Origin of the sequence: Amycolatopsis coloradensis, assembly GCF_001953865.1 — a bacterium.
Lineage (GTDB): Bacteria > Actinomycetota > Actinomycetes > Mycobacteriales > Pseudonocardiaceae > Amycolatopsis > Amycolatopsis coloradensis.
Map to the genome: position 1 here is coordinate 116,780 of NZ_MQUQ01000020.1, position 25,318 is coordinate 142,097.

21 protein-coding genes and 2 tRNA genes are annotated in these 25,318 nt (G+C 69.7%); 10 read left to right on the forward strand and 13 right to left on the reverse strand.

Annotated elements, in window-relative coordinates; all coding sequences use genetic code 11:
- Positions 1–11 precede the first annotated feature (11 nt).
- From BS329_RS33140 to BS329_RS33150, 3 genes are all read right to left on the reverse strand, one after another.
- Positions 12–1,178, reverse strand: a complete 1,167-nt coding sequence (locus BS329_RS33140; protein ID WP_076166061.1) for an ROK family protein — start codon at positions 1,176–1,178, stop codon at positions 12–14.
- Between the two features lie 60 nt (positions 1,179–1,238).
- A complete protein-coding gene (locus BS329_RS33145; RefSeq protein ID WP_076166063.1) occupies positions 1,239–1,679 on the reverse strand; it encodes a GNAT family N-acetyltransferase in 441 nt (146 codons plus the stop codon).
- A 72-nt stretch (positions 1,680–1,751) separates the two neighbouring features.
- Positions 1,752–1,825, reverse strand: a tRNA-Pro gene (locus BS329_RS33150).
- 86 nt (positions 1,826–1,911) lie between these two features.
- Here BS329_RS33150 and BS329_RS33155 point away from each other — a divergent pair.
- Positions 1,912–1,985 (forward strand) — tRNA-Gly (locus BS329_RS33155).
- Positions 1,986–2,401: 416 nt separating this feature from the next.
- Here BS329_RS33155 and BS329_RS33160 read toward each other — a convergent pair.
- Complete coding sequence (locus tag BS329_RS33160) at positions 2,402–7,027, reverse strand: HAMP domain-containing protein (RefSeq protein WP_143253297.1); 4,626 nt, start codon at positions 7,025–7,027, stop codon at positions 2,402–2,404.
- A 185-nt stretch (positions 7,028–7,212) separates the two neighbouring features.
- Between BS329_RS33160 and BS329_RS33165 the strand changes: the two genes are divergently transcribed.
- A complete protein-coding gene (locus tag BS329_RS33165; protein ID WP_076166068.1) occupies positions 7,213–8,790 on the forward strand; it encodes a PP2C family protein-serine/threonine phosphatase in 1,578 nt (525 codons plus the stop codon).
- Here BS329_RS33165 and BS329_RS33170 read toward each other — a convergent pair.
- Positions 8,773–9,780 (reverse strand): DNA topoisomerase IB, encoded by a 1,008-nt coding sequence (locus tag BS329_RS33170; protein WP_076166071.1) that lies wholly within the window; start codon positions 9,778–9,780, stop codon positions 8,773–8,775. The two genes, BS329_RS33165 and BS329_RS33170, sit on opposite strands and share 18 nt — an antisense overlap.
- 102 nt (positions 9,781–9,882) lie before the next feature.
- On the opposite strand from BS329_RS33170, the gene BS329_RS33175 reads away from it, so the two are divergent.
- Together BS329_RS33175 and BS329_RS33180 are read left to right on the forward strand one after the other, a co-directional pair.
- Positions 9,883–10,425 (forward strand): type 1 glutamine amidotransferase domain-containing protein, encoded by a 543-nt coding sequence (locus tag BS329_RS33175; RefSeq protein ID WP_076166073.1) that lies wholly within the window; start codon positions 9,883–9,885, stop codon positions 10,423–10,425.
- 68 nt (positions 10,426–10,493) lie between these two features.
- The gene (locus BS329_RS33180) at positions 10,494–10,673 is read left to right on the forward strand and encodes a hypothetical protein (protein ID WP_076166076.1); all 180 of its coding nucleotides are present in this window, start codon (positions 10,494–10,496) and stop codon (positions 10,671–10,673) included.
- Here BS329_RS33180 and BS329_RS33185 read toward each other — a convergent pair.
- Positions 10,666–11,052, reverse strand: a complete 387-nt coding sequence (locus tag BS329_RS33185) for a hypothetical protein (protein WP_076166079.1) — start codon at positions 11,050–11,052, stop codon at positions 10,666–10,668. The two genes, BS329_RS33180 and BS329_RS33185, sit on opposite strands and share 8 nt — an antisense overlap.
- A gap of 47 nt (positions 11,053–11,099) precedes the next feature.
- Entirely contained in the window at positions 11,100–12,416 is a 1,317-nt protein-coding gene (locus BS329_RS33190; protein WP_076166081.1) for a serine/threonine-protein kinase, read from the reverse strand.
- A 144-nt stretch (positions 12,417–12,560) separates the two neighbouring features.
- Here BS329_RS33190 and BS329_RS33195 point away from each other — a divergent pair, with 144 nt between their 5' ends.
- Both BS329_RS33195 and BS329_RS33200 read left to right on the forward strand, forming a co-directional pair.
- Positions 12,561–13,658, forward strand: a complete 1,098-nt coding sequence (locus tag BS329_RS33195; protein WP_076166613.1) for a sialidase family protein — start codon at positions 12,561–12,563, stop codon at positions 13,656–13,658.
- Positions 13,659–13,821: 163 nt separating this feature from the next.
- Positions 13,822–14,661, forward strand: coding sequence for an SAM-dependent methyltransferase (locus BS329_RS33200; RefSeq protein WP_076166083.1), 840 nt, complete (start codon positions 13,822–13,824; stop codon positions 14,659–14,661).
- Here BS329_RS33200 and BS329_RS33205 read toward each other — a convergent pair.
- The 3 genes from BS329_RS33205 to BS329_RS33215 all read right to left on the reverse strand — a co-directional run bounded on the left by BS329_RS33205 (position 14,642) and on the right by BS329_RS33215 (position 18,802).
- The gene (locus BS329_RS33205; RefSeq protein ID WP_244197394.1) at positions 14,642–16,483 is read right to left on the reverse strand and encodes a M48 family metalloprotease; all 1,842 of its coding nucleotides are present in this window, start codon (positions 16,481–16,483) and stop codon (positions 14,642–14,644) included. The two genes, BS329_RS33200 and BS329_RS33205, sit on opposite strands and share 20 nt — an antisense overlap.
- A 276-nt stretch (positions 16,484–16,759) precedes the next feature.
- Positions 16,760–17,593: an aldo/keto reductase gene (locus BS329_RS33210; RefSeq protein WP_076166089.1), complete on the reverse strand. Its 834-nt coding sequence runs from the start codon at positions 17,591–17,593 to the stop codon at positions 16,760–16,762.
- A gap of 27 nt (positions 17,594–17,620) precedes the next feature.
- Positions 17,621–18,802 (reverse strand): MFS transporter, encoded by a 1,182-nt coding sequence (locus BS329_RS33215; RefSeq protein ID WP_076166091.1) that lies wholly within the window; start codon positions 18,800–18,802, stop codon positions 17,621–17,623.
- Between the two features lie 143 nt (positions 18,803–18,945).
- Between BS329_RS33215 and BS329_RS33220 the strand changes: the two genes are divergently transcribed.
- From BS329_RS33220 to BS329_RS33235, 4 genes are all read left to right on the forward strand, one after another.
- The gene (locus BS329_RS33220; RefSeq protein ID WP_076166094.1) at positions 18,946–19,398 is read left to right on the forward strand and encodes a MarR family winged helix-turn-helix transcriptional regulator; all 453 of its coding nucleotides are present in this window, start codon (positions 18,946–18,948) and stop codon (positions 19,396–19,398) included.
- A 93-nt stretch (positions 19,399–19,491) separates the two neighbouring features.
- Positions 19,492–20,949 carry an amidohydrolase gene (locus BS329_RS33225; RefSeq protein ID WP_076166097.1) on the forward strand — a complete coding sequence of 486 codons (1,458 nt, stop codon included), beginning with the start codon at positions 19,492–19,494 and terminating at the stop codon, positions 20,947–20,949.
- Between the two features lie 40 nt (positions 20,950–20,989).
- Positions 20,990–21,394 (forward strand): hypothetical protein, encoded by a 405-nt coding sequence (locus BS329_RS33230; protein ID WP_076166099.1) that lies wholly within the window; start codon positions 20,990–20,992, stop codon positions 21,392–21,394.
- A gap of 59 nt (positions 21,395–21,453) precedes the next feature.
- Positions 21,454–21,918, forward strand: a complete 465-nt coding sequence (locus BS329_RS33235; protein ID WP_076166616.1) for a DUF2127 domain-containing protein — start codon at positions 21,454–21,456, stop codon at positions 21,916–21,918.
- 9 nt (positions 21,919–21,927) lie between these two features.
- On the opposite strand, the gene BS329_RS33240 is transcribed toward BS329_RS33235, so the two are convergent.
- The 3 genes from BS329_RS33240 to BS329_RS44850 all read right to left on the reverse strand — a co-directional run.
- Positions 21,928–22,626, reverse strand: coding sequence for a PP2C family protein-serine/threonine phosphatase (locus BS329_RS33240; RefSeq protein ID WP_076166102.1), 699 nt, complete (start codon positions 22,624–22,626; stop codon positions 21,928–21,930).
- 450 nt (positions 22,627–23,076) lie between these two features.
- The gene (locus BS329_RS33245; RefSeq protein ID WP_076166105.1) at positions 23,077–24,924 is read right to left on the reverse strand and encodes an ArnT family glycosyltransferase; all 1,848 of its coding nucleotides are present in this window, start codon (positions 24,922–24,924) and stop codon (positions 23,077–23,079) included.
- A gap of 4 nt (positions 24,925–24,928) precedes the next feature.
- On the reverse strand, positions 24,929–25,318 hold a 390-nt coding region (locus BS329_RS44850; protein ID WP_244197395.1), incomplete at its 5' end, for a GtrA family protein.

Genomic DNA, 25,318 nt, shown 5'->3' on the forward strand with positions numbered 1-25,318 from the left:
GTAACCCCGGCTCACGATGCGTTGGCGAGCCTCGTGAAAAGCGGATCTTCGTACAGTGCGTTCAGCATGACGGCGCCACCCGCCGTCGCCAGCTCGGTACCCGGAAAGCTCGATGCCACAACGTTTTTCGCCGCGTCCTGGCAGATCCAGGACCGTTGGGAGACCTCGTCCCGTATGGTGGAAAGGCAACCGTCGACGTCACGTACACTCTGGTCGAGAACGATGAGGATCTCCGGATTGAGGACGTCGAAAAGCAAGGCGGCGGCCTGTCCGATTATGCGTGCGCGTTCATGGAAAATCGTGACCGCGCGCTGATTTCCCGATTTCGCCAAGTGGAGCACATCGGCGAAGTTCGGTTCTTCGACGAGGTGTGCTTCGGCGGCTTTGCGCGCGACCGTGCGCTCGGACACCGTGGCCTCCAGGCAGCCGGACCGCCCGCAGCGGCAAGGCTCATCACTGTCGTCGACCCGCAGATGCGCGACAGCGCCCGCCGCCGAGCGGGGACCATGATGGACGGTGCCGCCGGTGGCGAAGGCGGCGTCGACCACGTTGCCGGTGAACAACTGCACGACACTGCTACGCGCCCTCGGTTGCCCCAGAAGACGTTCGGCGTGGATGAGCGCCCGTGAATGCCCGTCGACCCGGACGTCGAGACCGGTGACCTCCGTGAGCAGATCGCGCAACGGGACCCCGCTCCAGCCGAGCAGACCGTGCTCCACCACCGTCCCGGAAGCCTCGTCGACCCACCCGCCGGTCGCCACCCCCAGCCCGAGCGGCGTCCGCTCCGGCGCGTGCCCGATCAAGAGGTCGTCGAGCAACTCCGCGATCTGCGCGACCTGCACCGCGGGCTCCGCGCCATGATGCGGTACTTCCTGCTGTGCCAGCACTTTCCCGCGCAGGTCGAGCAACCCGACGGTGAGATTCTCGACCGCGACATGCGCGCCGCACACCACGAACCGCCCGGTGTCGAGGTCCACCGGCACATGCGGCCTCCCGACCGCGCCTGCCACCTCGGGCAGCTCGGTGAGGAAACCGCGGTGCATCAGCTCCGCCACATGCCCCGTGACGGCCGCCGCGGACAGCCCGGTGCGGCGCGCGATGGTGCTGCGCGCTATCGCCCCTTCGTCCAGCACCACGCGGAGCACCGCGCTGGCACTGGCGCTTCGCCTGCCGGTCACGGTGCCGATGTTCGCAAGCGGGTGTCGGCGGGCCTAGGGCTCTCAGCATCCGGGAGCAGGTCAGGCGTCCAGGTAGCGGACGAACCGGGCGCTGCGTTCACAGCGGTCTTCGTATCCCCGTGCCCGGTAGAAGGCGTGCGCGCCGGTCCGGTGGCGGGAACTGGTGACCTCCATGGCGGTGCAGCCCCATCGCAGCGCCTCCGTCTCGGCCGCGGCGACCAGCTCGCGTCCGACCCCCGTACCGCGCTGGGTTTCGTTCACCACCAAGGCCACGATCCGTCCGGCGGCGCCTTCCTTCTCGAAAAGCGGGATCACCACCACCGCGACGACGCCGACCACGGTGCCGTCCGATTCGGCGACGAGCGCGGCACCCTCGGGATGACAGGACCAGCGTTCGAGCCGGCGGCGCACGTCGGCCTCGCTGTTGTCCGGATAGCCCAGCTCGGCGAGCAGCGCGGTCACGGCGGGAGCGTCGGCGGTGAGCGCGGGACGGATCTTCATGGTCTTCATCCTGCCCGACGGGCCGGTTGCCGAATCGAAGAAGGCCGGACCCGCGGGTCCGGCCTCATCGAGTCGGGATGACAGGATTTGAACCTGCGACCCTTCGCTCCCAAAGCGAATGCGCTACCAAGCTGCGCCACATCCCGTGACTTCCCCGATCTTGCCGGGGGGTGTGCACACAGCCTAGCGGGTCACGCTAAGCTGTTTTCGCACCCGGGTCCTCCGGGGGCACGCGGGTGTAGCTCAATGGTAGAGCCCTAGTCTTCCAAACTAGCTACGCGGGTTCGATTCCCGTCACCCGCTCCACCGCTTCGAACGAGACCCGCAGGCACTCTGGCCTGCGGGTTCTTTCATGTTCGGGATCGAAGTCCGGGTGTCTTGAAGGCCACCTTTGAGACGCTCAACGTCTCAAAGGGGGCCTTCAAGACAGACCTGGCCGACGCCGTCGTGGGGCGAGTGGCCGCGGTGCCCGTGAAGGACTTCTTGAGGGACCCAGGGTCCCTCAAAGTTCCCCTCACTCGCCCAGAACAGCACTCTTAGCCTCAGCACCCTCACGAGCCCCGGCGACGACTACGTGAAGGCCCCCTTCCTGTACCTAGGCGCAAGCAAGGGGACCTTCACGTACCTCGGGCGACCAGGGTGCCGAACCGCAGCGGGTCTCGTGAGTGGTAGCGACGGTTAAAACCGTCCTTACCACTCACGGGGCGAGACCGCGCGCGGCCTCAGTCCGAAGTGTCCGCAGGGACAACGGCCTGCGCGAGGCCGCTGGAGGCGGCATCCGCTTCCAGGTGCACCGCGATCAGGTCCAGCAGCTTGTCGGTGTCGACAGGCTTGGTCACGTAGTCGTCCGCTCCCGAAGCCAGTGTCCGCGCCTTGTCCTCCGCGGTCGCCTTCGCGGTGACGGCGATCACGGGCAGGTCTTCGTGCGCGGCTTCGGCGCGGATCGCGGTGATCGTGGCGTTGCCGTCCAGTTCGGGCATCATCACGTCCATCAGGACCAGCGCGGTGTCCTCGTGCCGTTCCAGAGCCCGGATGCCCCCGACGCCGGTCTCGGCGTAGATCACGTCCAGGCCGTTGCGTTCCAGGACGGCGGCCAGTGCGAAGACGTTGCGGAGGTCGTCGTCGACGATCAGGATCTTCTCACCGTGGAACCGCAGTGCCGGGGTCACCGGGATCACCTGCGGGACGGCCATGATCAGCGGGACACCACTCGCCTGGGTGGTCGGGACGATCAGGTTCGACGCGCTCACCGGCAGGAACAGGGTGAACGTGCTGCCCTTGCCGGGTTCGCTGCGGACCCGGAGTTCGCCGCCGAGCAGTTCCGTCAGCTGCTGGCTGATCGACAGGCCCAGCCCGGTGCCGCCGTACTTGCGGCTGGTGGTGCCGTCGGCCTGGCGGAACGCGTCGAAGATGATCGCGAGCTTGTCCGGCGCGATGCCGATTCCGGTGTCTTCGACGGCGAACGCGAGGACGCCGGGGGCTTGGCGGAGCGATTCGGCTTCCACTTCGCCCGCGTCGGCCATCCGGATGTGCAGGCGGACGCCGCCCTCGTCGGTGAACTTCGCCGCGTTGGACAGCAGGTTCCGGAGCACCTGCTGCACACGGTGTTCGTCGGTGTGGATCGACGACGGCACCGGCGGGTCGATCAGGACGGCGAACTCCAGGCCCTTGTCCGAGGTCAGCGGCCTGCAGATCGATTCGACGTACTCGACCAGCTCCGGCAGCGTGACGTCGGACATCTGCAGATCGAGATGCCCGGCCTCGACCTTGGCCATGTCGAGGATGTCGTTGATCAGCTGTTGGAGGTCGCTGCCCGCCGAGTAGATCGTCCGCGCGAACTGGATCTGCTTCTCCGACAGGTTCCCGTCCGGGTTCTCCGAAAGCAGTTTCGCCAGGATCAGCGCGCTGTTGAGCGGGGTCCGCAGCTCGTGCGACATGTTAGCCATGAACTCGGATTTGTACTGCGACGCCATGGTCAGCTGCCCGGCGCGCTCTTCGAGTTCCTGCCGTGCCTGCTCGATCTCGCTGTTCTTGACCTCGATGTCGCGGTTCTGCTGCGCCAGCAGTGCCGCCTTCTCCGCCAGATCCGTGTTGGACCGGCGCAGTTCCCGTTGCTGCGCCTGCAACTGCTCGGATCGCGCGCGCAGTTCCTGTGCCAGGCGCTGGGATTCGGTCAGCAGCGCCTCGGTGCGCGAGTTGGACTGGATGGTGCTGACGTTGACCGCGATGGTCTCCTTCAGCTGCTCCAGCAGGTCGATGTGAACGGTGCTGAACGCGTTGATCGTCGCCAGTTCCAGCACGCCGAGCACCTCGCCCTGGAACAGCACCGGCAGCACGATCACGTTCACCGGCGCGGCCGAGCCGAGGCCCGACGAGATGAGCGCGTACTCCGGCGGGGCCTCGTGGACCAGGATCGTGCGGCGGTCGACGGCGGCCTGGCCGATGAGCGACTCACCGGGGGAGAACCGAAGGCCCGCTTGGGATTTCGCCAGCCCGTAGGTGGCGATGCTCTCCAGGACGGTCTCTTCCCGCTCGTCCTCGCGGGCGAGGAAGAACGCGCCCTGCTGCGCGGACACCAGCGGCGTCAGCTCGGACAGGATCAGCGAAGCCACCGAAGCGAGATCGCGATGGCCTTGCATGAGCGCGGACAGCCGGGCCAGGTTGGTCTTGAGCCAGTCCTGTTCGCGGTTGGCGCGGGTGGTCTCCTTCAGGTTCGCGATCATCTGGTTGATGTTGTCCTTGAGTTCGGCTACCTCCCCGGACGCGTCGACGGTGATGTGCCGGGTCAGATCGCCCGCGGTCACCGCGGTGGCCACCTGCGCGATCGCCCGCACCTGGGTGGTCAGGTTCCCGGCCAGCTGGTTCACGCTCTCGGTCAGCCGCGACCACGTGCCGGCGACGCCGGGGACCTCCGCCTGGCCGCCGAGCGTGCCGTCCGTGCCCACCTCGCGCGCAACCCGGGTGACCTCGGAGGCGAACGACGACAGCTGGTCGACCATCGTGTTGATGGTCGTCTTGAGTTCCAGGATCTCGCCGCGCGCGTCGATGTCGATCTTCTTCGACAGATCGCCTTGCGCCACCGCGGTGGTCACGGTCGCGATGCTGCGGACCTGGCCGGTCAGGTTGTCGGCCATGACGTTCACGTTGTCCGTCAAGGCTTTCCACGTGCCCGCCACGTTCGGGACGCGGGCTTGGCCGCCGAGGATGCCCTCGGTGCCGACCTCGCGCGCCACTCGCGTGACCTCGTCGGCGAACGCGCGCAGCGTCTCGACCATGCTGTTGATCGTCTCGGCGAGGACGGCGACCTCACCCTGCGCGTCGATCGCGATCTTCTTCGACAGGTCGCCGTTCGCCACCGCCGTCGTCACCGTGGCGATGCTGCGCACCTGGTCGGTGAGGTTGTCGGCCATGACGTTGACGTTGTCGGTGAGGTCCTTCCAGGTCCCGGCGACGCCGCGCACCTGTGCCTGGCCGCCGAGTTTGCCTTCGGTACCGACCTCGCGGGAGACCCGGGTGACTTCGTCGGCGAAGGCCGAGAGCTGGTCGACCATGATGTTGACGGTGTTCTTGAGCTCCAGGATCTCGCCGCGCGCGTCGACGATGATCTTCTGGGTCAGGTCGCCCTTCGCGACGGCGGTGGTGACCTGGGCGATGTTGCGGACCTGGTCGGTCAGGTTGTTCGCCATGAAGTTGACGTTGTCGGTCAAGTCCTTCCACGTCCCGGCCACGCCGGGGACCTGCGCCTGGCCGCCGAGCCGCCCGTCGCTGCCGACCTCGCGGGCGACCCGGGTGACCTCGTCGGCGAACGACGACAGCTGGTCCACCATGGTGTTCAGCGTGTTCTTGAGTTCGAGGATCTCGCCCTTGGCGTCGACGGCGATCTTCTGCGACAGGTCGCCCTTGGCCACCGCCGTCGCCACCTGGGCGATGTTGCGGACCTGCGCGGTGAGGTTGTTCGCCATGAAGTTGACCGACCCGGTGAGGTCGCGCCAGGTCCCGGCGACCCCGGGCACCTGCGCCTGCCCGCCGAGCTGACCTTCCGTGCCGACCTCGCGAGCCACCCGCGTGACCTCGTCGGCGAACGACGAGAGCTGGTCGACCATCGTGTTGACGGTCGTCTTCAGTTCGAGGATCTCGCCACGCGCGTCGACCGTGATCTTCTGCGTCAGGTCGCCCTTCGCGACGGCGGTGGTGACCTGGGCGATGTTGCGGACCTGGTCGGTCAGGTTGTCCGCCATCTGGTTCACCGAGTCGGTGAGCCCGCGCCACGTCCCGGCGACGCCCGGCACGGTCGCCTGGCCGCCGAGACGGCCTTCGCTGCCGACCTCGCGGGCGACGCGGGTGACTTCGTCGGCGAACGACGACAGCTGGTCCACCATGGTGTTCAGCGTGTTCTTGAGTTCGAGGATCTCGCCCTTGGCGTCGACGTTGATCTTCTGTGACAGGTCGCCCTTGGCCACCGCCGTCGCCACCTGGGCGATGTTGCGGACCTGGTCGGTCAGGTTGTCCGCCATCAGGTTCACCGAGTCGGTGAGGTCGCGCCACGTGCCCGCCGCGCCGGGGACCTGCGCCTGGCCGCCGAGACGGCCTTCGCTACCCACCTCACGCGAGACCCGCGTGACTTCGTCGGCGAAGGCCGAGAGCTGGTCGACCATGATGTTGACGGTGTTCTTGAGTTCCAGGATCTCGCCGCGCGCGTCGACGTTGATCTTCTGGGTCAGGTCACCCCGTGCCACCGCGGTGGTCACCTGGGCGATGTTGCGGACCTGGTCGGTCAGGTTGCTGGCCATGACGTTGACGTTGTCGGTCAGATCACGCCAGGTGCCCGCCACACCAGGGACCTCGGCCTGGCCGCCGAGACGGCCTTCGGTGGCGATCTCGCGGGCCACTCTGGTGACCTCGGTCGCGAACCGGGAAAGCTGCTTGATCAGGCCGTTGACCGTCTTCGCCACTTCGGCGAACTGACCCTGCAACGGCCGCCCGCCGACCTCCAGGGGCATCGGCTCGGACAGATCGCCCTCGGCGACCGCGCCGAGGACCCGGTTGAGCTCGGCTGTGGGCCTGCTCACGTCCTCGATCAGCCCGTTGACCACGTCGACCGCGGTGGCCCAGCCGCCGGGGCCGATCTCGGCCGCGACGCGCTCGGTCAGCCTGCCTTCCTTGCCGACCGCCTCGCGGACGCGCAGGAGTTCGGCCACCAGCCGCTGGTTGCGTTCGGCGATGTCGTTGAAGGCGACGGCGAGCTGGGCGGTGAGCCCGTCGCCGTGCGCCACGAACCGCCGCCGGAAGTTGCCGTCCCCGAGGTCACGGGCCGCCGAGAGCAGGCGTTCCAGGGTCGCTTCGTCCACCTGGCCGCCACCACCTTCCACGGGGATCCGGTCCCTTCGGGAGTGCTGTGTCATCTGTGTCGACCCTCTCCACCACGCATGCCCAAGCCATGGTCGTCGCATCAGCGTGCCATGATTCGACCTACACTTCGAGCCAGTCCGCCCGCTCACACTGCGCTACCCGCCAGGCAGGAGGAGGTCCGGGAATGGTGTCACGGCCGGCCCCGGCCTCGACGGCGCTCCCCTCGGAGTCGTCGCCCACGACGAGCGAGGGGGCGCTACCGGAATCCGGGAGGTTCTGGCGCGAGCTGCTCGAAGACGTGCGTGACGCGGTGCTCGTGCAGGACGTCGACGGCGCGCTGCGCTGGTCGAACCCGGCCGCCCGTGCGCTGTTCGGCGGTGGCCGCCCGGTGCTGACCGCCGAAGGACCCGACGTCGGCCATGTCGAGCACACCGGCCGCCGGTTCCCCGCGCGGATCCGGACGCTGCCCGGCGGCTGGCACGCGTGGACGGTGATCTCCCCGGTCGCGGCCGACGGCCCGCGCGTGGACGGCTTCCTCGCCGCTTCGGCGCCGCGGCTGGCCTCCGCACGGGGGCGGCACGGGACGGCGAAGGTGATCGCCGAGGTCGCCGCGGCCGAACTCGCCGACTGCGTGTTCGTCCTGCTGCCGACCACTCGCGGCCGGTGGGAGTGGTGGAGTTGCGACCACCGCACCAACCACGGGCACGGCCGCATCCGCCGGGTACCGGCCCAGCTGGCGCCGGTGCTCGCCGGAACTTTCGCCGCCACCGGGGAACCCGAGGCCAAGGTGGTCCCGGAGGAGGAGATCGCGACGCTGCCCACGGTCGTCGCGGGGCGGCTCGCGGTCCATTCGTCGGTCACCGTGGTCTCGCTGGGACTCGACGGCGGCGCCGGGGTCACCGGCGCCGTCGTGCTCGGCAGGCGTGGCGGGCCCGCCTTCGGCGACGACCACCCGCGCGCGGTGGCCGAGTTCGCCCGCGCGGCCGGGACCGCGCTGGCGAACGCGCACCGCTACGCCCGCCAGGAAGAGGCCACCCGCGGCCTGGAGACCACGCTGCGCCCGACCCCGCCGCCGGAGGTCCCCGGCGTCAAGTTCGACGTCTGGTACGAGCCGTCCGCCGGGCTGCTCGACGTCGGCGGCGACTTCTACGACGTCCTGCCGCGTGAGGAAGGCGGCGCGATGTTCGTCCTCGGTGACGTCTGCGGCAAGGGCGCCGAGGCGGCCGCGCTCACCGGCAGGGTCCGGCAGACCCTGGCCGCGCTCAACCTCGTCGAACGCGACAACACGACGTTGCTGAGCAGGCTCAACTCCCTGCTCATCACCGGCGGCAGCGGCCGGTTCGCCACGCTGGTGCTCGGTTCGGTGCAGGCGGCCGAAGACGGTCTCGGCGTCACCTTGGCTTCCGGCGGGCATCCCGCGCCGCTGGTGGTGCGCCGCCACGGCGGGGTCGACGAGATCACCTTGCCCGGCACCCTGGTCGGGATCTCCCCGCAGGCCCGCTTCGCCGAGACGGCCGTCCGGCTGGCCGAAGGGGACGTCTGCCTGCTCTACACCGACGGGATCACCGAGGCACGCCACCACGAGCGGCCGTCGGACCTCTTCGGCGACGAGCGGCTGCGCGAACTGCTGACCGGCTGCCGGGGACTGTCCGGACGTGAGATCGTCGGCCGGGTCCGGTCCGCGGTGCGGGACTGGCTCGGCAGCGGGACGCACGACGACATCGCCGTCCTCGCCATCGAGGCGTCAAGACCCGCCCAGTAAACGCACCACCGCCCGTTCCACGATGTCGCGGGCCTCGGTGGGATCGGCCGTCTTCTCCGCTCGTCGCGCCGCGCGCTCGATGGTCCGATCCTCGTGGTACGCCGTGATCACACGAGGGTCCACATAGGAATTCCGCGCGACGGCGGGCGTGTTGCCGAGGCCCTCGGCGACTTGGGTCATCACGCTCTTCTCGACCCGTTTCATGCCGCGTTGACTGGACGGCTTCTCCAGGCCGGCGAAGGCGGACGCGGCGAGTACGGTGGCGTTCCACGTCCGCAGATCCTTCGCGGTGAAGCCCTCGCCCACGAGTTCCTTGAGCCGTTCGTTGATGTCGTCCGCCCTGACCTCGTGCCAGCCGTCGCCGTTGCGATAGGCGAGCAGGCGCACCTCGCCACCCCGTGCCCGGCGCAGTGACCGGACGAGCCGCACCAGGCTCTCGTCCCGCAACCGGATCTTGCGCTGGATCCCGTGCTTCGCCGGATAGTCGCAGACCAGGCATTCGCCGCGGAGTTCGACGTGTTCGCACAGCAACGTCGCCACTCCATGAGTGCCGTGCTCCTCGGCGTAGCTCTCCCCGCCGGTGCGGAAGACACCCAGGTCGATCATGCGCAACGCGCCGGCGAGCACCCGTTCGCGGCGGAGGCCGCGCGTGTCGAGGTCTCCCCGGACCGCCTCGCGCAGTTTGGGCAGTTTCCGTGCCAGCGCGAGGACGCGCTCGTGTTTCTCCTCGTCCCGGGCTCGTCGCCATTCGGGGTGATAGAGGTACTGCTTCCGCCCGGCGTCGTCCACGCCGACCGCCTGGATGTGCGCGTTGTCGTACGGCGAGATCCACACGTGCCGCCACGCCGGCGGGATCGCCAGCTGGTTGATCCGCTCGATCGCTTCCTTGTCCCGCAGCGGCTCGCCGTCCGGGGTCAGGTAACCGATGCCCCGACCTCTGCGCCGCCTCCGGATGCCGGGGGACCCCAGATCCGCTCGCCGAAGTCTCATGAGGACTGATACCCGCTGTGACGCCGGTTCATACCCCATGGTTCGGCGAATGCGCGCTGGGGTAATCCGGGGACGGAAGACGAGTCACAGGAGGGAAATCCGATGACGACATCGCTGAACGGGCGCCGCGTGGCCATTCTCGCCGCGGACGGCGTGGAACAGGTCGAACTGGTCGAACCGCGCAAAGCGGTCACCGACGCCGGGGCGACGGCCGAGGTCGTCTCGCTGGAATCCGGCGAGATCCAGGCCATGAACGGCGACATCGACAAGGCGGACAAGTTCACCGTGGACCGGGTCGTCAAGGATGTCACGGTCGACGACTTCGACGCGCTCGTACTCCCCGGCGGCACGATGAACCCGGACAATCTGCGAGCCGACGAGAACGCGGTCCGCTTCGTCCGCGACTTCGTGAACAGCGGCAAACCGGTCGGGGTCATCTGCCACGGGCCATGGACGCTGGTCGAGGCCGACGTCGTCCGCGGCCGCACGCTCACGTCGTATCCCAGTATCCGCACCGACATCCGCAACGCCGGCGGCACGGTCGTCGACCAGGAGGTCGTCAACGACAACGGCCTGATCTCCAGCCGCGACCCCGGCGACCTGCCCGCGTTCTGTGCCGCGATCGTGACGGAATTCGGCAAATGAGCCGGGGGAAACAAGTGGCGCGCGTCACATGATTGAGGGATCGTGGTGGGGGAGAGGGAGGTGCCACGATGACCGTGCATTCGAGACGCTACGGCCGCTGGTGCCGTGAGCATTTCGACACCGAGCCGGAGTCCGGGCGGCCCGCCGCGCAGGCGGTGGAGGTCGCGGTGGAGGACACCGGCGCCCCGGCCGAGCAGGCCGAGGGCGCCGGTGAAGTCCCGCCGGGGAACCCGGGCTCGCTCAACTGAGTGTTCGCCGGTACCAGACCCGTCGCGGGCCGGGAAGGCCGATCCGCGAGACCAGGTCGGTCACCACGCCGCCGATGATCAGCCACAGCAAGGCGGCGAGGCCGTCGTTGAGCAGGGTGCGCAGTTTGGGACCGTCCGGGGTGAACAGGTTGCGCAGGCCGAGCGAAACCCCACGCGACCACTGGTCGATCAGCTGCGCGAAACCGTTGCCGGGATTGGCCTCGCCGAACACGAGCAGGATGTGCAGGATCAGTACCAGCGCGAAGATCCAGCAGACCGCGTGGACGAGGGCGTTGATGATCCGTACGGCTCGGATCCTGGCAGGTGTCCGCTCGACGATCTCTTCCTGCGGCTCACGCGGGTCGTTGAGGTAACTCATCGCCGTCTCCCATCATCGTCCACAGTGGACATCCCGGCCGCGGTCGCTCAGCCGGGATGACCGGGCCTGCTGCTCTTCGTCGGTGGTTTGGGTTTGCTTTTGCCCGGTTTCGCGGAGCTGTTCGGCTGCTCGCCCGAAGCGGTCGTGCCGGCCGGTGTCGGGGTGGCACCGGCGTTCCCGGTGGTGCCCGGCGGAGTGACGGAGACCGGGACGGCCTCGGTCACCACGACCGTGCCGCGCGGTGCCACCGTGCCGCGGGTGGGCACTTCGACGGCCTCCGAGGATGGCGGTCCTTGGCCCGCCACGGGAGCGGACGAACCCGTCGCCGCCGGGGGAACCACCTCGCCAGGCCACGCCGGTGGAAGCGCCCCGGTTTGGTTGGCCGCCAGCAGGACGCCGATGGTGATCGCGGCGGCCGGCGCGCTGATGGCGGCGACCACGGCCGCCCGCTTGCGGGTGGCGGGCGCGAGATGGACCACCTTCGTCCCGGTCGAGTCCTCCAGCAGGATCCGTGAGATCGCCGCGGCGGTCGGCCGCTGGGACGGCTTGCGCGCGGTCATCCCGCGCAGCAGCGTCGTCATGGTCACCGACAGGCCTGCCGGGATCCGGGGCTGCCGGTGCAGTCGCCCGACCGCGGCCTCGACCGGGGTGCCGGTGTACTCCCGTTCCCCGGACAGGCATTCGAGCAGCACCAGCCCGAGCGCGTAGACGTCGGCGGGCGGGCCGACGTTCTCGCCGCGGACCTGTTCGGGCGCCATGTACGCGGCCGTGCCGACCACGCCGCCGGTCTCGGTCACCCTGGTCGCGTCGAAGGCGTGCGCGACCCCGAAATCGCCGATCAGCGGACCCTCGTCGGCCAGCAGGATGTTCGCCGGTTTCAGGTCGCGGTGGGTGATGCCGTGCGCGTGGACGTGCGCGAGCGCGTCGGACAGCAGGGCCGCCAGGTCGACGACCTCGTCCGGGGAGAGCGGGCCGGAACGCAGGCGCTGGGCCAGATTCGGCCCCTCGACCAACCGCATCGTGAGGTAGGTGTAGCCGTCGTCGGAGCCCGCGTCGTACAACGGGACGAGCCCGGGATGACGGACCACGCTGAGGGTCTGGATCTCCTGATCACGGCGGCGCTCGTCACGGATCATCGTGTCCGCGTGGAACAGTTTCAGCGCGACCTCGCGCTGTTCGAGCAGGTCTCGGGCGCGGAAGACGCGAGCGGTCGCGCCGCGGCCGAGCAAATCCCCGACCTCGTACCGGCCGTCGAGTTTGCGCGGCAGGTGATCCGGGTCGTGGACGTTCAGGCTGAACCGGCGTTGGGTGGTCCCGGCATCGAGGTCTTCGTCACCGCCAGCGCGCGAATCCGCGTCGTCCATCGGTGCTACCTCCGTCTCACCGGCCGAACGCCGTATACCCGGTCCGGCTCCGGGTGAAACAAGGTTCGTGAGCGTACCGGACGTGAGCCGCAGGTTCACCCCGAACGGCGGGCAACCCCCGAGGGGGCCGGACGTCTCGTGACCATGAAGCCGAACCGGTGGGCCGCGCTCACCGCCATCGCCTTGACCGCCCTGGCCGTCATCACTCCGCCCGCCGCCGCCGATTCGTTGGTACCCCGGGGTTTCGGCCCCGCGTCGACGAGCTGGACCGGTCCGCTGCGCGGATTCGTCCTGGGGTTCTCGCCGTGCGGGAAACCGGGATGGTGTGCGTCCCTGTTGTCGACGGCCGACGGCGGGAAGCGGTGGCGGCGGGTCGGCACCCCGCCGATCTCGTTGCCGGACAACCACAACCAGGTCAAGCTCACCGTGATCGACGAACGCGACGCCTTCCTCTCCGACGGCACCCGGCTGCTCGCCAGCCACGACGGCGGCGGCACCTGGTCCCGCGTCCGGCTCGCCGGGGTCCGGGAACCCTTCCATATTTCGAAAATCACCGAATCCGGACCGCGTGTGTTCGCCATGGTCACCGGTTTCGGTGAGCCGTCGACGACGACGCTGTACGCCGGGCTCGCGGGCACCCGGATCCTCCTGCCCGTCCCGGGGTTCACCGTCACCGGCTCCACGACCTACGGCGACATCGCCACCAGCGGCGGGATCCAGGTCTCGATGGGATCGGACCACCGGGTCCAGAAGTACTGGACGTCGTCCGACGGCCTGACCTTCGCGGCCGCGCCGCCACCCTGCCCGGCGGACAGCTCGGCTTTGTTGAGCGGGGTCCGGCAGGGGCGTGTGCCCGCCCTGTGCAGTGGGGGGCCGGGATCGCCGCAGCCGGGGGCGACCGTCCGGCGGTTGTGGTGGGCGCCGAAGCTCGGCGAGCGGTTCACCGGAACGGCGCAAGGGCCCACGCTCGGGATCAACCAGAGTTTCAGTGCCGCGTCGCCCGCGGTGGCGACCGTCGCGGCGGAGGGTGGCGGCACCGGATTCCTCCACCGCACGGGTGACGGCGGGGCGACCTGGACGACGACGGTCCTCAGCAGCCGCGGGGTCTGCCTCAACGACCTCGACTTCCCGGACGAACGCGTCGGGGTGGTGGTCGACGGGCTGCCCGACGCCGAGGGCGGATCGGCCGTCTACCGCACCACCGACGGCGGTCTCACCTGGCGTGAACTCACTTTCGGGTGACGCGACGCTACTCGCACACCTGATCACCGCAGGTGGGCAAGGCCCTTGGGGAGGTTCACTTTGCTACACGCCATGTCGTAACCTGTGTACTGTCCGTCGATGTCGAGGGAGCCGTGGAACGCGTTCGCGCGGGCCGTGCACGGCTGAAGGGTGGAACGTGTCCATGGCTTCGGACGAGGTCCGGTCTGTTCCGAGGCGCCCGCTTCCCCTCGACTACAGCAAGCCCAATCTCGCCCGGATGAAGGACGCGCTTCTCGGCGGACACGACTACTACGAGGTCGACAGGCGGGCGGTCGCGGATCTGCTCGCGCTCGCCCCCGACTCCGCCGCGATGGCGAAGGAGTTCCGATCCTGGGCCAACCGGGTCGTCCGGTTCCTCGCCGGTGCCCGCGGTATCGACCAGTTCCTCGACCTCGGCTCGGGTCTGCCCACGGCGGAGAACACGCACCAGTCGGCGCAGCGGTACAACCCGGACGCGCTGGTCGTCTACGTCGACCACGACCCGGTCGTCCAGGCGCACGGGCTGGCGCTGCTGGAGGACCACCTCGTCCACGTCAGCGGCGCGGACCTGACCGACCCCGAACAGACCCTCGGCGATCCGGTGGTCACCGAGCACCTCGAACTCGACCGTCCGGTCGCGGTGATCCTGAACTCGGTGCTGCACCACATCGAAGACCTCGGCGAGGCACGGGCGATCGTCCGCGCGTACACCGACGCGATCGCACCGGGGTCGTACGTGCTGATCACCCACGACTTCACCCCCGGTGACGGCGCGGGCGGCGCGCTCGCGCAGAAACTCGACGACCTGATGGCCGAGACCGGGCACCGCACCGTGCACCGCGGCCGCGAGGAGATCGTGTCCCTGTTCGACGGACTGGAGATCCTCGAGCCCGGCGTCGTCCACCTGCACGAATGGTGGCCGGAGGGCCCGCGTCTCGCTCCGCTGACCGACCTGAACCACCTGAGCCTCGGTGGCGTGGGGGTCAAGCCTTCAGCGAGCTGAAGAACGCCTTCAGTTCGTCGTGGGCGGTCCCGAAGTCCTCGGTGTTGCCGGTGATCGCCAGGTCCAGCGTCTCGCCGTCGGAGAGTTCCATCGTCAGGTAGGCGGTGAGCTTCCGGCGGGGGAAACCGCCCGCGACGATGTCCGTGAACGGGATCCGTCGCGCGCCCGGCTCGGCGCGGAGGTCGTCGAGGCCGCGTTCCCGCAGCTTCCGGATCCGTTTGCGGTCCGACACCCCGCGTGCTCCGATGAGCCCGGCGACGCCGCGGCGGAGCAGCACTGAACGCGCCATCGGCAGCAAGACCACTTCGGTGTCGCAGACGATCAGGTCGTAGAGCTTCCGGTTGGCCTTCAAGGCGGTGAACATCCCGAGCATCCGGGCTTCGGCGGGATCCGCCTCCCGTTCGGGCTCCTGCTTGCAGAAGTAGCCTGCGGGCACGTTCAGCAGTTGCAGGTCGCGGACCAGTTCGTCGACCGCGCGCGGGCTCGCCACGGCCGGGCCGACCAGTTCGGCGACGTCGAACGGCTCGCCGTCGCCGAGGCACAGCTCCCAGCCGCCGCCCCAGTTCAGGCGATGCGCGGCGACGCCGTTGTCGATCATCGCGGCGGTGACGGTGTCGGCGAACAGCTCGGTCAGCAGGTGACGGCCCTCTTCGCGGGACGGGGCGCGCAGGGGTTTGGCGAGCGCGTCGGCGTCGCCGTCACGCAGGACCCGGACGACCTCGCCGACCGTGCCTCGCGGCGCCAGCCTGCTCTCGATCCCGGCCGAGGTCAGCAGCCTCGCTCCCGCCGCCACCGATGCCCGGCCGGCGCGTTTGACGACCTCGTCCCAGTCCGCGCGCGGCCCGACGTCGCGGATCAGCACGTCCAGTTCCGCCTCGGGGACGTCGACCTTCGGCGCCCCCAGCAGCGACCAGCCCGGCCGCGCGTCCGGCTTCACCGGGTTGTCCGGCACCCCGGCCAGCGCGGCGATCCGCCGCTTCGTGGGCGGATGACTGTCGAACTTCGACAGCTCTTCGCCGTCGAGGATGTCTTCGGCGTACTCGGTCACCCAGGCGCGCTGGACCGGGTGGTTGAGGTACGAGCGGAAGCCCAGCAGCACCGCGGGAGTGCGCCGCGCCGCCACGCCGAGCGAGACGTAACGCTCGGAGTAGTCCTTCCAGAGCGGGGCCAGCGTCGCGACCTTCCGCAGTGCCGCGGCCGCCGTCCGGCTTCCCGCCGCGAGCACCGACGCCTCGTCGGCCTGCAGTTCCTGCCGCCGGTTCGCCGACCGCGCGACCAGGAGGTACAGCTTCGAATACGCGGAGAGCAGGGCCCTGGCGGGGCCGCCGTCCAGCCTGTCGACGGTGAAGGCGAGCGTCTGGGTGCCGCGGTAGGTCAGCGCGAGCAGACGGGTGTGGCCGCCGCTGTAGTGGCCGAGTTCGTGCGCGAGCACCGAACGCAGTTCGCTGACGCTCAGCGCCGCCAGCAACGGCAACCCGATCAGCAGCGTGCGGCGGCCCGGCCGCAGGCCGAGGAACCGGGCGTCCTCGGTGACCGCCGCGTTGATCTCGCCGATCAGCACGACCTCGTCCGGCGGACGGGTCTTCACCTGGGCGGCGAGGTCGTCGATCATCTCCCACAGCGCCGGATGGGCGTCGCGGTCCAGCCGCGGGCCCTCGATCGGGGGACGCCGCGCGCGCAGCGCGCTCACCAGCCCGAAACCGAGCGCGATCATCATCGCGAGGCCGGCGAACATGACGTACAAGCCGGTCTTGCCCGGGATCCGCAGGCCCGCCAGCACACTGGCGACACCCACCGCGACGACCACCACTGGGAACGCCACGAGCAGAAGTGTCGCGAGGACGGCGCGTCCTCGGGCCTGCATCGTCCGGTTACCTCTTTTCGCACAAGTGCCGTCTGTGCGGCCGAATAGTAACCGGCTACGCGGACGGCTCGTACGAGAACGAAGAGCTACGCCCGCCACCTGCGCACAGGTGTCGCACGCTTGCGGCCGGGGTCGGGCGTGGACATCGGTCTTCCGCGGGCTCTGCGTGAAGGGCACCGTTGAGACGATCAACGGTGCCCTTCAGGACAGCTAAAGCCGCCGGCCGCGAAACGCCTACGCGACGTTGAAGGTGTCGGGATCCGGCCCGGTCCGCTGTCCCCGGTCCAGCACGGACAGCGACGCGACGTCCTCATCCGACAGCGTGAATCCGAAGACGTCCAGGTTCTCCTTGATCCGCGACGGCGTCACGGACTTCGGGATCACGACGTTGCCCAGTTGCAGGTGCCAGCGCAGGACGACCTGCGCCGGAGTGCGGCCGTGCTTCGACGCCAGCGCCTTGACCGCTTCTTCGCCGAGCAGGTCGCCGCCCTTGGCCAGCGGGCTCCACGCCTCGGTCGCGATGCCGTGCTTCGCGTCGAACTCACGCACCCCGGCCTGCTGCAGGTACGGGTGCACTTCGACCTGGTTCACCGCCGGGACGACGGAACCGGCGCCGAGCACCCGTTCGAGGTGGGCGGGCTGGAAGTTGGACACGCCGATCGCGCGCACCCGGCCGTCGGCGTAGAGCTTCTCGAAGGCCTTCCACGTGTCGGCGTAGAGGTCGCGCTCCGGCGTCGGCCAGTGGATGAGGTAGAGGTCCAGTTTCTCCAGGCCGAGTTTGGCCAGGCTGGCGTCGAACGCCTTCAGCGTGGCGTCGTAGCCCTGTTCGCTGTTCCACAGCTTGGTGGTGATGAACAGGTCGTCGCGGGCGATCCCGGACTCGGCGATGGCCTTGCCGACGCCGGCTTCGTTGCCGTAGATGGCGGCGGTGTCGATGCTGCGGTACCCGGCGTCCAGCGCGGCCTTGACCGCGGCGGTGGTCTCCTCGTCCGGTACCTGGAAGACGCCGAATCCGAGCTGCGGCATCTCCACCCCGTTGTTGAGTTCGACGGTGGGAATGTCGGTCACTTGCTTTCCTTTCGTGGATGTTCGCGGTCAGGCGACGGGGGCCGGTTCGGCGCGACGGGCCTTCCGCCGCCCGTGGTCGAGCATGCCTGAGATGACCGCGATCAGCAGCCCGGCGAGCGCGAGCGCGGCGCCGATCCAGTTGGGCGCGGTGTAGCCGAGACCGGCGTCGATGGCCTGGCCGCCGAGCCACGCGCCCGCGGCGTTGCCGAGATTGAACGCGGCGATGTTGGCGGCCGACGCCAGCGCGGGCGCGCCTTCGGCCTTGTCCATCACGCGGGCCTGCAACGGCGCGACGGTCGCGAAACCGGCGGCGCCGAAGACGGCGATGGTGATCGCGGCGGGAAGCTGGGCGTGCGCGGTGAAGACGAACACGACCAGCACGGCCGCGAGCGCGGCGAGGATGACGTACAGGCTGGGCATCAGCGCCCGGTCGGCCGCCTTGCCGCCGAGCAGGTTGCCGACGAAGAGGCCGCCGCCGAACAGCACCAGCAGCCAGGTCACCGCTCCCGGCGAGAACCCGGCGACCTCGGTCATCATCGGCGCGATGTAGGTGAAGGACGCGAACACTCCGGCGAACCCGAGTGCGGTCATCGCCAGCGCGAGCCATACCTGCGGGCGTTTGAAGACGGCGAGTTCGCTGCGCAGGCCGGCGCTCTGCGTCGTCGTCTGGACCGGCACCAGCGCGAGGATCCCGATCAGGCCGATCACGCCGAGGACGCTGACCGCCCAGAACGCCGAGCGCCAGCCGAGCGCCTGCCCGAGCGCGGTCCCGGCGGGGACGCCGAGGACGTTGGCGACGGTCAGCCCGGTGAACATCATCGCGATGGCGCTGGCCTGTTTGGCCGGTGCGACCAGCGAGGCGGCGACCACCGCGCCGACACCGAAGAACGCGCCGTGCGAGAGCGCGGCGACCACGCGGCCGGTCAGCAGCAGGCCGTAGGTGGGGGCCACCGCGGAAACCACGTTGCCGGCGATGAACAGGACCATGAGGCCGAGCAGGACCGTCTTGCGCGGCACCCGGGACGCGAGCGCGGTCAGCGCCGGGGCGCCGACGACGACGCCGAGCGCGTAACCGGAGATCAGCAGCCCCGCGGAGGGGATCGAGACGCCGAAGTCACCCGCGACCTCGGGCAACAGGCCCATGATCACGAACTCGGTGGTGCCGATACCGAAGGCGCTGATCGCCAATGCGAGCAGAGCGGCGGGCATGGGTGCCTCACTTCTTCCCGTAGAGTGTTGGTAGCTGGCGTTGGCAACTACAAGCGTCTGAAATAGTTGCACGCGCCGCATATTGCACACGCTTGATGATGCACGACGCAACGAAGCTCGGGCAACCGGGGAAGAGGTGAACCGTGTCACTGGCCGACGACGCCGTGGAGGCACGCGCGCAGGGCTGGCGGACCCTGGCCGCACTGCACGCGCGGATCGAGGACGCGCTGGAGCGCGCGCTGGCGCAGCAGCACGAACTGTCTGTCAGCGAGTACACCGTGCTGGACGTCCTCGCCCGGCAGGATGGCTTCCACCTGCGGATGAACCAGCTGTCGAACGCCGTCGTGCTCAGCCAGTCGGCGACGACGAGGCTGGTCTCGCGACTGGAGGACAGGGGACTGTTGCAGCGGTACCTGTGCCCGGACGACAGGCGGGGGATCTACACGGAGGTCACGCCGCCGGGGCAGGAACTGCTCGCGGCCGCGCGGCCGACGCACGACACCGTCCTCACCGAGGCACTGGCCGCCGCCGGGGAACTCCCCGAACTCGCGCCCTTGGTCGCCGCGCTCGGAAAACTCACCTTCGCCCGCTCCTGACCTCCCCCGCGTTTCGTCCTCTAGTTGCGGTAGTTGCGCACGCATGGACCGCAACTAGAGGACGAAACGCGGCGGGGCTGGCAAGGTGAGGGCGTGGACGATCTTCTGTTGCGCCGGGTCCGGGTCGGCTTGGCGGGTTCCCTGTCGGACGTGCGGATCGAGACCGGCCGGATCGCGGCCATCGCGGGCCCTGGGCAAGCGGGTGAAGCGTCGGAGATCCTGGACGGGCACGGCGGCACGCTGCTGCCAGGGCTCGTCGACGCGCACGCGCACACCGCGCAATGGTCGGCGGCGCGGCGCCGGATCCCGCTGGGGGAGGCGAGGTCCGCCGCGCATACGGTCGACCTCGTGCTCGCCCACCTGCTGGCGAATCCCGTGCCACCCGGCGATCTCGTGCTCGGCGCGGGTTTCCGCGACGGCCTCTGGCCCGACGCGCCGCACAAGGACCTGTTGCAGAAGGCGCTGCCGGGGCACCCCGTCGCCTTGTTCAGCGCCGACCTCCACACGCTGTGGCTCAGCCCCGCCGCGCTGAAGCTCATCGGCCGCGAACACCCGACAGGGGTACTGCTGGAGAACGACTGCATGAGCGCGACCGCCGAACTCCCGGTCGCCCCCGACGACGTCATCGACGGCTGGGTCGCCGACGCGCTCGACGCGGCGGCCGCCCGCGGCGTCACCAAGATCGTCGACTACGAGTACACCGACACCGTCACCGACTGGCGACGGCGGCTGGCACGGAAACCTTTGCCGGTCAAAGTTTCCTGTGTGATCGCGAAGTACCTGCTCGACACCGCCGTCGACCGCGGCCACCGCACCGGCGACGTCCTCGACGGCACCGGCGGGCTGCTCACGGTCGGCCCGTTCAAGCTGTTCGTCGACGGTTCGCTGAACACACGCACCGCGTACTGCGTGGGCCAGTACGCCGGAACCGAGTCCCACGGGCTGCTCGAACTCCCGCCCGAGGAGCTGGAACCGTTGATGCGCAAGGCTTCCGAGCACGGGCTCTCGCCGGCGGTGCACGCGATCGGCGACCACGCCAACAAGATCGCGCTCGACGCCTTCGCGGCCGTCGGCTGCGCGGGCCGCATCGAGCACGCGCAATTGCTGCGTGCCGAGGACGTCGCGCGGTTCGCCGAACTGGGGGTCGTGGCGAGTGTGCAGCCCGCCCATCAACCGGACGACCGCGACGTCGCAGACCGGCACTGGCACGACTGGACCGATCGGGCTTTCCCTTACGGCGCCTTGTATCGCGCCGGGGTGACCCTCGAGTTCGGCTCGGACGCCCCGGTCGCGCCGCTGGACCCGTGGGACGCGATCGCGTCGGCGATCAGCCGCACCGACGACGACCGTCCGCCGTGGCACCCCGAGCAGTCGATGCCGCTGGAGGCCGCACTCGCGGCGGCGTCCGGCGGCCGGTCCTCGATCGCCGTCGGGGACGTCGCCGATCTGGTCGTCACCGCGGTGGATCCGGTGCGGCTGTCCCCGGCCGGACTGCGTGACATCCCCATCACCGCCACCGTGCTCGACGGCAAGGTCACTTACGTGTCCTGAGGTCTTCCTTTGCCGGGCCGCAACGCCCTAATGGAAGGGCATGGATCACCGCCTGCTGGAACGGCTCCGAGACCTCCACGGCTCCCTCGGCAGCGACATCACCTTCGTCACCCGGATGGTTGAGGAGGACACGCCGCGCGCGGACCTCCTCCGTGACCTCGGGGAACGGCTCACCGACCTCGGCGCGGCACTGCTCCGCCGCTCGGACGACGTCGACGCCGACGTGCTCGCGAAACTGCCCGACGACGGCTGGCTGCCCGAGGCGGGCGTGCGCCATCAGGCGCTGGCTGTGGCGCATCACGTCGGCGCGCGGCCGTTGCGGTGCGGGCGCATCTACCTCGGCGTCTGCGGCGCGCCGTGTTTTCCCTTCTACGGCAGGGACCCCTCCGGCCGGACCGCGCGGCACGAACGGTGCCGGACCTGCCAAGACCGCCTGTTCCGGTGACGGTGGCTGCGGGCGGTGACCGCGTGCGGCAGGGTGAGGTGATCGCGGAGGGAGCGCCCATGGGCACCGAGAAACTGTTCCGGATCGCCATCGCCCTGAAGGGGCTCGACGGCGCTTTGCAGCTGGTGGGCGGGCTCGTCCTGACGATCGTCCCGGGGTCGGTCATCACCGGTTTCGCGCACGCCGTGGTCACCCGCGACCTGCTCGGCGACCCGGAAGGGACACTGGCCCGGCATCTCGAACTCGCCGCGGGGCACTTCGCCGAAGGCCGGACGTTCGCCGTCGTGTACCTCGTCGCGCACGGGCTCGTCAAACTCGGCCTGGTCTGGGCGCTGGCCCGCAAGGTGACGCGCGCCTATCCCGTGGCCGCGGTGGTGCTTTCGGCGTTCGTGGTCTACGAGATCTTCCGCGCGATCCACACGCACTCGCTCGCGCTGCCGTTCTTCGCCGCCCTCGACGTCGTCATCGTCGTGCTGGTGCTGCGCGAGTACCGGCAGCTGAAACGGGATCGCGTCGCGGCCTGACCGCCCGGTTCAGGCCGCGACGCGAAATTTCTCCGTGGTGCGATCCGCGCGAGGCGGATCCACCACGAGCGCGGTGGCGTTGTCGGAGCCACCGAGCGAGATCGCCGTCCGCACCAGCTCCGTCGCCGCCCTGTCCGGCATCCCGAGGATGTCGAGCATGGTCGGCCCGCTGAGCGTCTTGTGCACACCGTCGCTGGTGAGCAGAAGTCCACCGGTCTTGATGGTGGCCGCGCCGATCTCGTGCGCACCGGCCGTGCGGACGCTGGTGGTGACGACGTGTTCCATCCGCGGTGTCACGGGTTGATCGTGGTCGCGGAAGTACTGTGCGAGCGTATGGTCCTTCGTCACCTGCCGCACGGTGTAACCGTCCCAAGCGTACGCCCGGGCATCCCCGAGCCATGCGATGCCATAGCCTTCGCCGCTCTGGACCGCCACGACGAGGACGCAGTCACCGGCCCCGCCGAGCTGGAGCACAGCGCGCTGAGCAGCCAGAACAGCCTCGACCGCGCCCTTCTCGGCCGGTGCCCTCGCCGCCGCCGAGGCCGCCGTCCTCGCCGCGTGTGCCGCTTTCGGGTGATCTCCGACTCCATCGGCCAGCGCGAACACGATTCCTGTCCCGCCCGAGGCCGCGTACGCCCCGACGGCGTCCGCGTTGTGCTTGCGCGGCCCTTGCGCGCTCGCCGTGTGCCAGTGTGGAAGCTCCCTCATGGTCTTCTCCTCACCCCTGGGTGATTCTTTCCCCACTTCCAGGATCCGCTCGTTCCCTGTGTTCCGCCTGAGGGTTCGGTGTCAGACAGCTGTGGGTGCGAGCCTGAATGTCCGTGAAGGCCCCCTTCATGTACTTCAGGCGACCAGGGTGCCGGTACCGAGTGGGCCACCGGGGTCGTGAGTGCGGTTTCGGGTTGGGGCAAACCTGCCTGCCGTCGGGCTGTTCGCGTGCTTGGATGGACGACACACGTGATCGGATGGACGACACGCGTGTCCAGCCGGACAACTCGCGGCAGGACGGTTGCGTCCGCGTGTCGTCCATCCAGTCACGCGTGTCGTCCGTCTGATCACACGTGTCGTGCCTTCAATCACGCGAAATCACCGACTCGGCCGAGTGGTTTCGGGTTGGCATCCGACCCACGGCCCCGACCTGCGGACCGGTCCGCGAAGTCAGAGCAGGTTGTACACCGTCTGCTCGCCGACCGTCGTGGCCGCGAAGTTCGCCGCGACCCAGTCGCCGATCTCGGTCGACCCCCCGCCGGGACCGCCGCCGCGGCCGCCCTCGACGTAGTAGGTGATCTCGCCCTTGGCCACGCACCGCTGGAACTCCGCCAGCGTCGGGGCGGGGTCCCGGCCGCTCCAGCCGCCGATGCCGATCACCGACTTGCCGCTCGCGAGTTCCAGGTTCGCCGCCGACTGCGAACTCGCCGTCGCCGCCGCCCATTTCGTCGTGGTCGCGGCGAGAAGGGTCCCCATCTCCGCCGACGAGCCCTCTTCCATGCCGGGACCGCCGCCCATGCCGCGCTCACCACCGGTGACGGGTCCGGAGAGCGGGATCGACCCGGAATGCGCCCGCGCGGCGGTTTCCACCGCGAAGGCGGTGGTGCCGAGGCCGACGGTCAGCACGGCCGCCGTCGCGATCACGGCGACGAGTTTGCGCATCGGCGGGAGGCCCACCAGCACGACGGTCGCGGTCACCAGGCCGAGCCCGGCGACGATCCAGCGCAGGGCGGGCAGCCAGTCGGCGTTCCGGTCGAGCAGGATGTACGCCCAGACCGCGCTGGCGGCGATCATCAACGACAGGAAAACCCGCGGCGCGAGATGTGCCCGGCCGCGCCACAGCGAGGTCCCGGAGATCGCGACCACGGCGGCGATCGACGGCGCCAGCGCGACGGCGTAGTACGGGTGCACGATGCCGCTCATGTAGCTGAACACCAGCGACGTGACGAGCATCCAGCCGCCCCAGACGAGCAGCGCGGCCCTGGTCTTGTCGGTCCCGGCGGCCCGCCGGGTGAACCACAGACCCGCGACCAGGCCGATCAGCGCGGCGGGCAGCAGCCACGACACCTCGCCGCCGAAGCTGGCGCCGAACATGCGGGTCAGGCCGCTCTCGCCGCCGAAGCCGACGTTCCCGCCGCCCGTACCCCCGCTCGGCCCGCCGACCATCACGCCGCCGCCCCTGCCGAAGATCCGGCCGAGCCCGTTGTAGCCGAGCGCCAGTTCGAGCAGGCTGTTGTCGGTCGAACCGCCGATGTACGGACGTGAATCCGCCGGCCACAGGTCGACCAGCGCGATGAACCAGCCTGCGGAGACGACCACCGCGACGAGGGCGCCGAACAGGTGGAGCGAACGTCTGCCCAGCGAGGTCGGCGCGGCGATCAGGTAGGCGAGCCCGAACGCGGGCAGCACCAGGAACGCCTGCATCATTTTGGTCAGGAAGCCGAATCCGATGGCGGCCCCGGCGAACGCCAGCCAGCGCGGGCTCGCCTTTTCGATCGCCCGGATCGTGCAGTACGCGCCCGCGATCAGCAGCAGGGTCAGCAGCGCGTCGGGGTTGTTGAACTTGAACATCAGCGCGGCGACCGGGGTGACGGCGAGCGCTGCCCCGGCGAACAGGGCGGCGACCGGTCCGGAGGTCCGCTTCACCGTCAGGTACAGCAACCCGACGGAGGCGACACCCATCAGCGCCTGCGGGGCCAGCACGGTGAAACTCGAGAAGCCGAAGAGCCGCGCGAACGCGGTCGTGACCCACAGCGCGGCCGGAGGTTTGTCGACGGTCAGGATGTTCCCGGAGTCGAGGGAGCCGAACAGCCACGCCTTCCAGTCCTGCGTGCCGGCCTGCACCGCGGCGGCGTAGAAGGAGTTGCCGTAGCCGGACGCGGTCAGGTTCCAGAAGTACAGCAGCGCCGTGGCGGCGAGCAGTCCGAAGACGGCGGGGCGGACCCAGCGGCCCGGCGGCTTCTCGACGTTCTCCTCGACCTGGCCGGGGGCCACCCGGGAAGCGAGTGCGGTGGTCATGGGTTCAGCTCTCCATCTCGGTGGTGGGCCGGCGGCGGGAGCGGAAGACCCAGCCGCGCAGCAACAGGAAACGCACGACGGTGGCCGCGAGGTTCGCGAGCACGAGCGCGGTGATCTCGAGCGGCAACCCCGGCGCCGTCACCGTGTGCAGCAAAGCCAGCGTGCCGCTGGTGAGCCCGAGTCCGATGCAGAACACGATGAGACCTTGGAATTGGTGCAGTCCGGAGCCTCTCCGGCCGCGGATGCCGAAGGTCAGGCGCCGGTTGAGCGTGGTGTTGCCGATCGCCGTCACCAGCAGCGCCACGAGGTTCGCGGCCTGTGCGCCGGTGAACGTCCGCAGCAGCAGGAAGAGCACGAGGTAGGCGATGGTGCTGGCGACGCCGACGGCGGCGAA

Excerpts from the sequence above, each read along its gene's own strand:
- BS329_RS33240 (WP_076166102.1), bottom strand. The coding sequence starts at position 22,626 with ATGAGGGAGCTTCCACACTGGCACACGGCGAGCGCGCAAGGGCCGCGC.
- BS329_RS33175 (WP_076166073.1), top strand. The coding sequence starts at position 9,883 with ATGACGACATCGCTGAACGGGCGCCGCGTGGCCATTCTCGCCGCGGAC.
- BS329_RS33215 (WP_076166091.1), bottom strand. The coding sequence starts at position 18,802 with ATGCCCGCCGCTCTGCTCGCATTGGCGATCAGCGCCTTCGGTATCGGC.
- BS329_RS33165 (WP_076166068.1), top strand. The coding sequence starts at position 7,213 with ATGGTGTCACGGCCGGCCCCGGCCTCGACGGCGCTCCCCTCGGAGTCG.
- BS329_RS33200 (WP_076166083.1), top strand. The coding sequence starts at position 13,822 with ATGGCTTCGGACGAGGTCCGGTCTGTTCCGAGGCGCCCGCTTCCCCTC.
- BS329_RS33180 (WP_076166076.1), top strand. The coding sequence starts at position 10,494 with ATGACCGTGCATTCGAGACGCTACGGCCGCTGGTGCCGTGAGCATTTC.
- BS329_RS33170 (WP_076166071.1), bottom strand. The coding sequence starts at position 9,780 with ATGAGACTTCGGCGAGCGGATCTGGGGTCCCCCGGCATCCGGAGGCGG.
- BS329_RS33195 (WP_076166613.1), top strand. The coding sequence starts at position 12,561 with ATGAAGCCGAACCGGTGGGCCGCGCTCACCGCCATCGCCTTGACCGCC.
- BS329_RS33230 (WP_076166099.1), top strand. The coding sequence starts at position 20,990 with ATGGATCACCGCCTGCTGGAACGGCTCCGAGACCTCCACGGCTCCCTC.
- BS329_RS33185 (WP_076166079.1), bottom strand. The coding sequence starts at position 11,052 with ATGAGTTACCTCAACGACCCGCGTGAGCCGCAGGAAGAGATCGTCGAG.
- BS329_RS33190 (WP_076166081.1), bottom strand. The coding sequence starts at position 12,416 with ATGGACGACGCGGATTCGCGCGCTGGCGGTGACGAAGACCTCGATGCC.
- BS329_RS33245 (WP_076166105.1), bottom strand. The coding sequence starts at position 24,924 with ATGACCACCGCACTCGCTTCCCGGGTGGCCCCCGGCCAGGTCGAGGAG.
- BS329_RS33145 (WP_076166063.1), bottom strand. The coding sequence starts at position 1,679 with ATGAAGATCCGTCCCGCGCTCACCGCCGACGCTCCCGCCGTGACCGCG.
- BS329_RS33235 (WP_076166616.1), top strand. The coding sequence starts at position 21,454 with ATGGGCACCGAGAAACTGTTCCGGATCGCCATCGCCCTGAAGGGGCTC.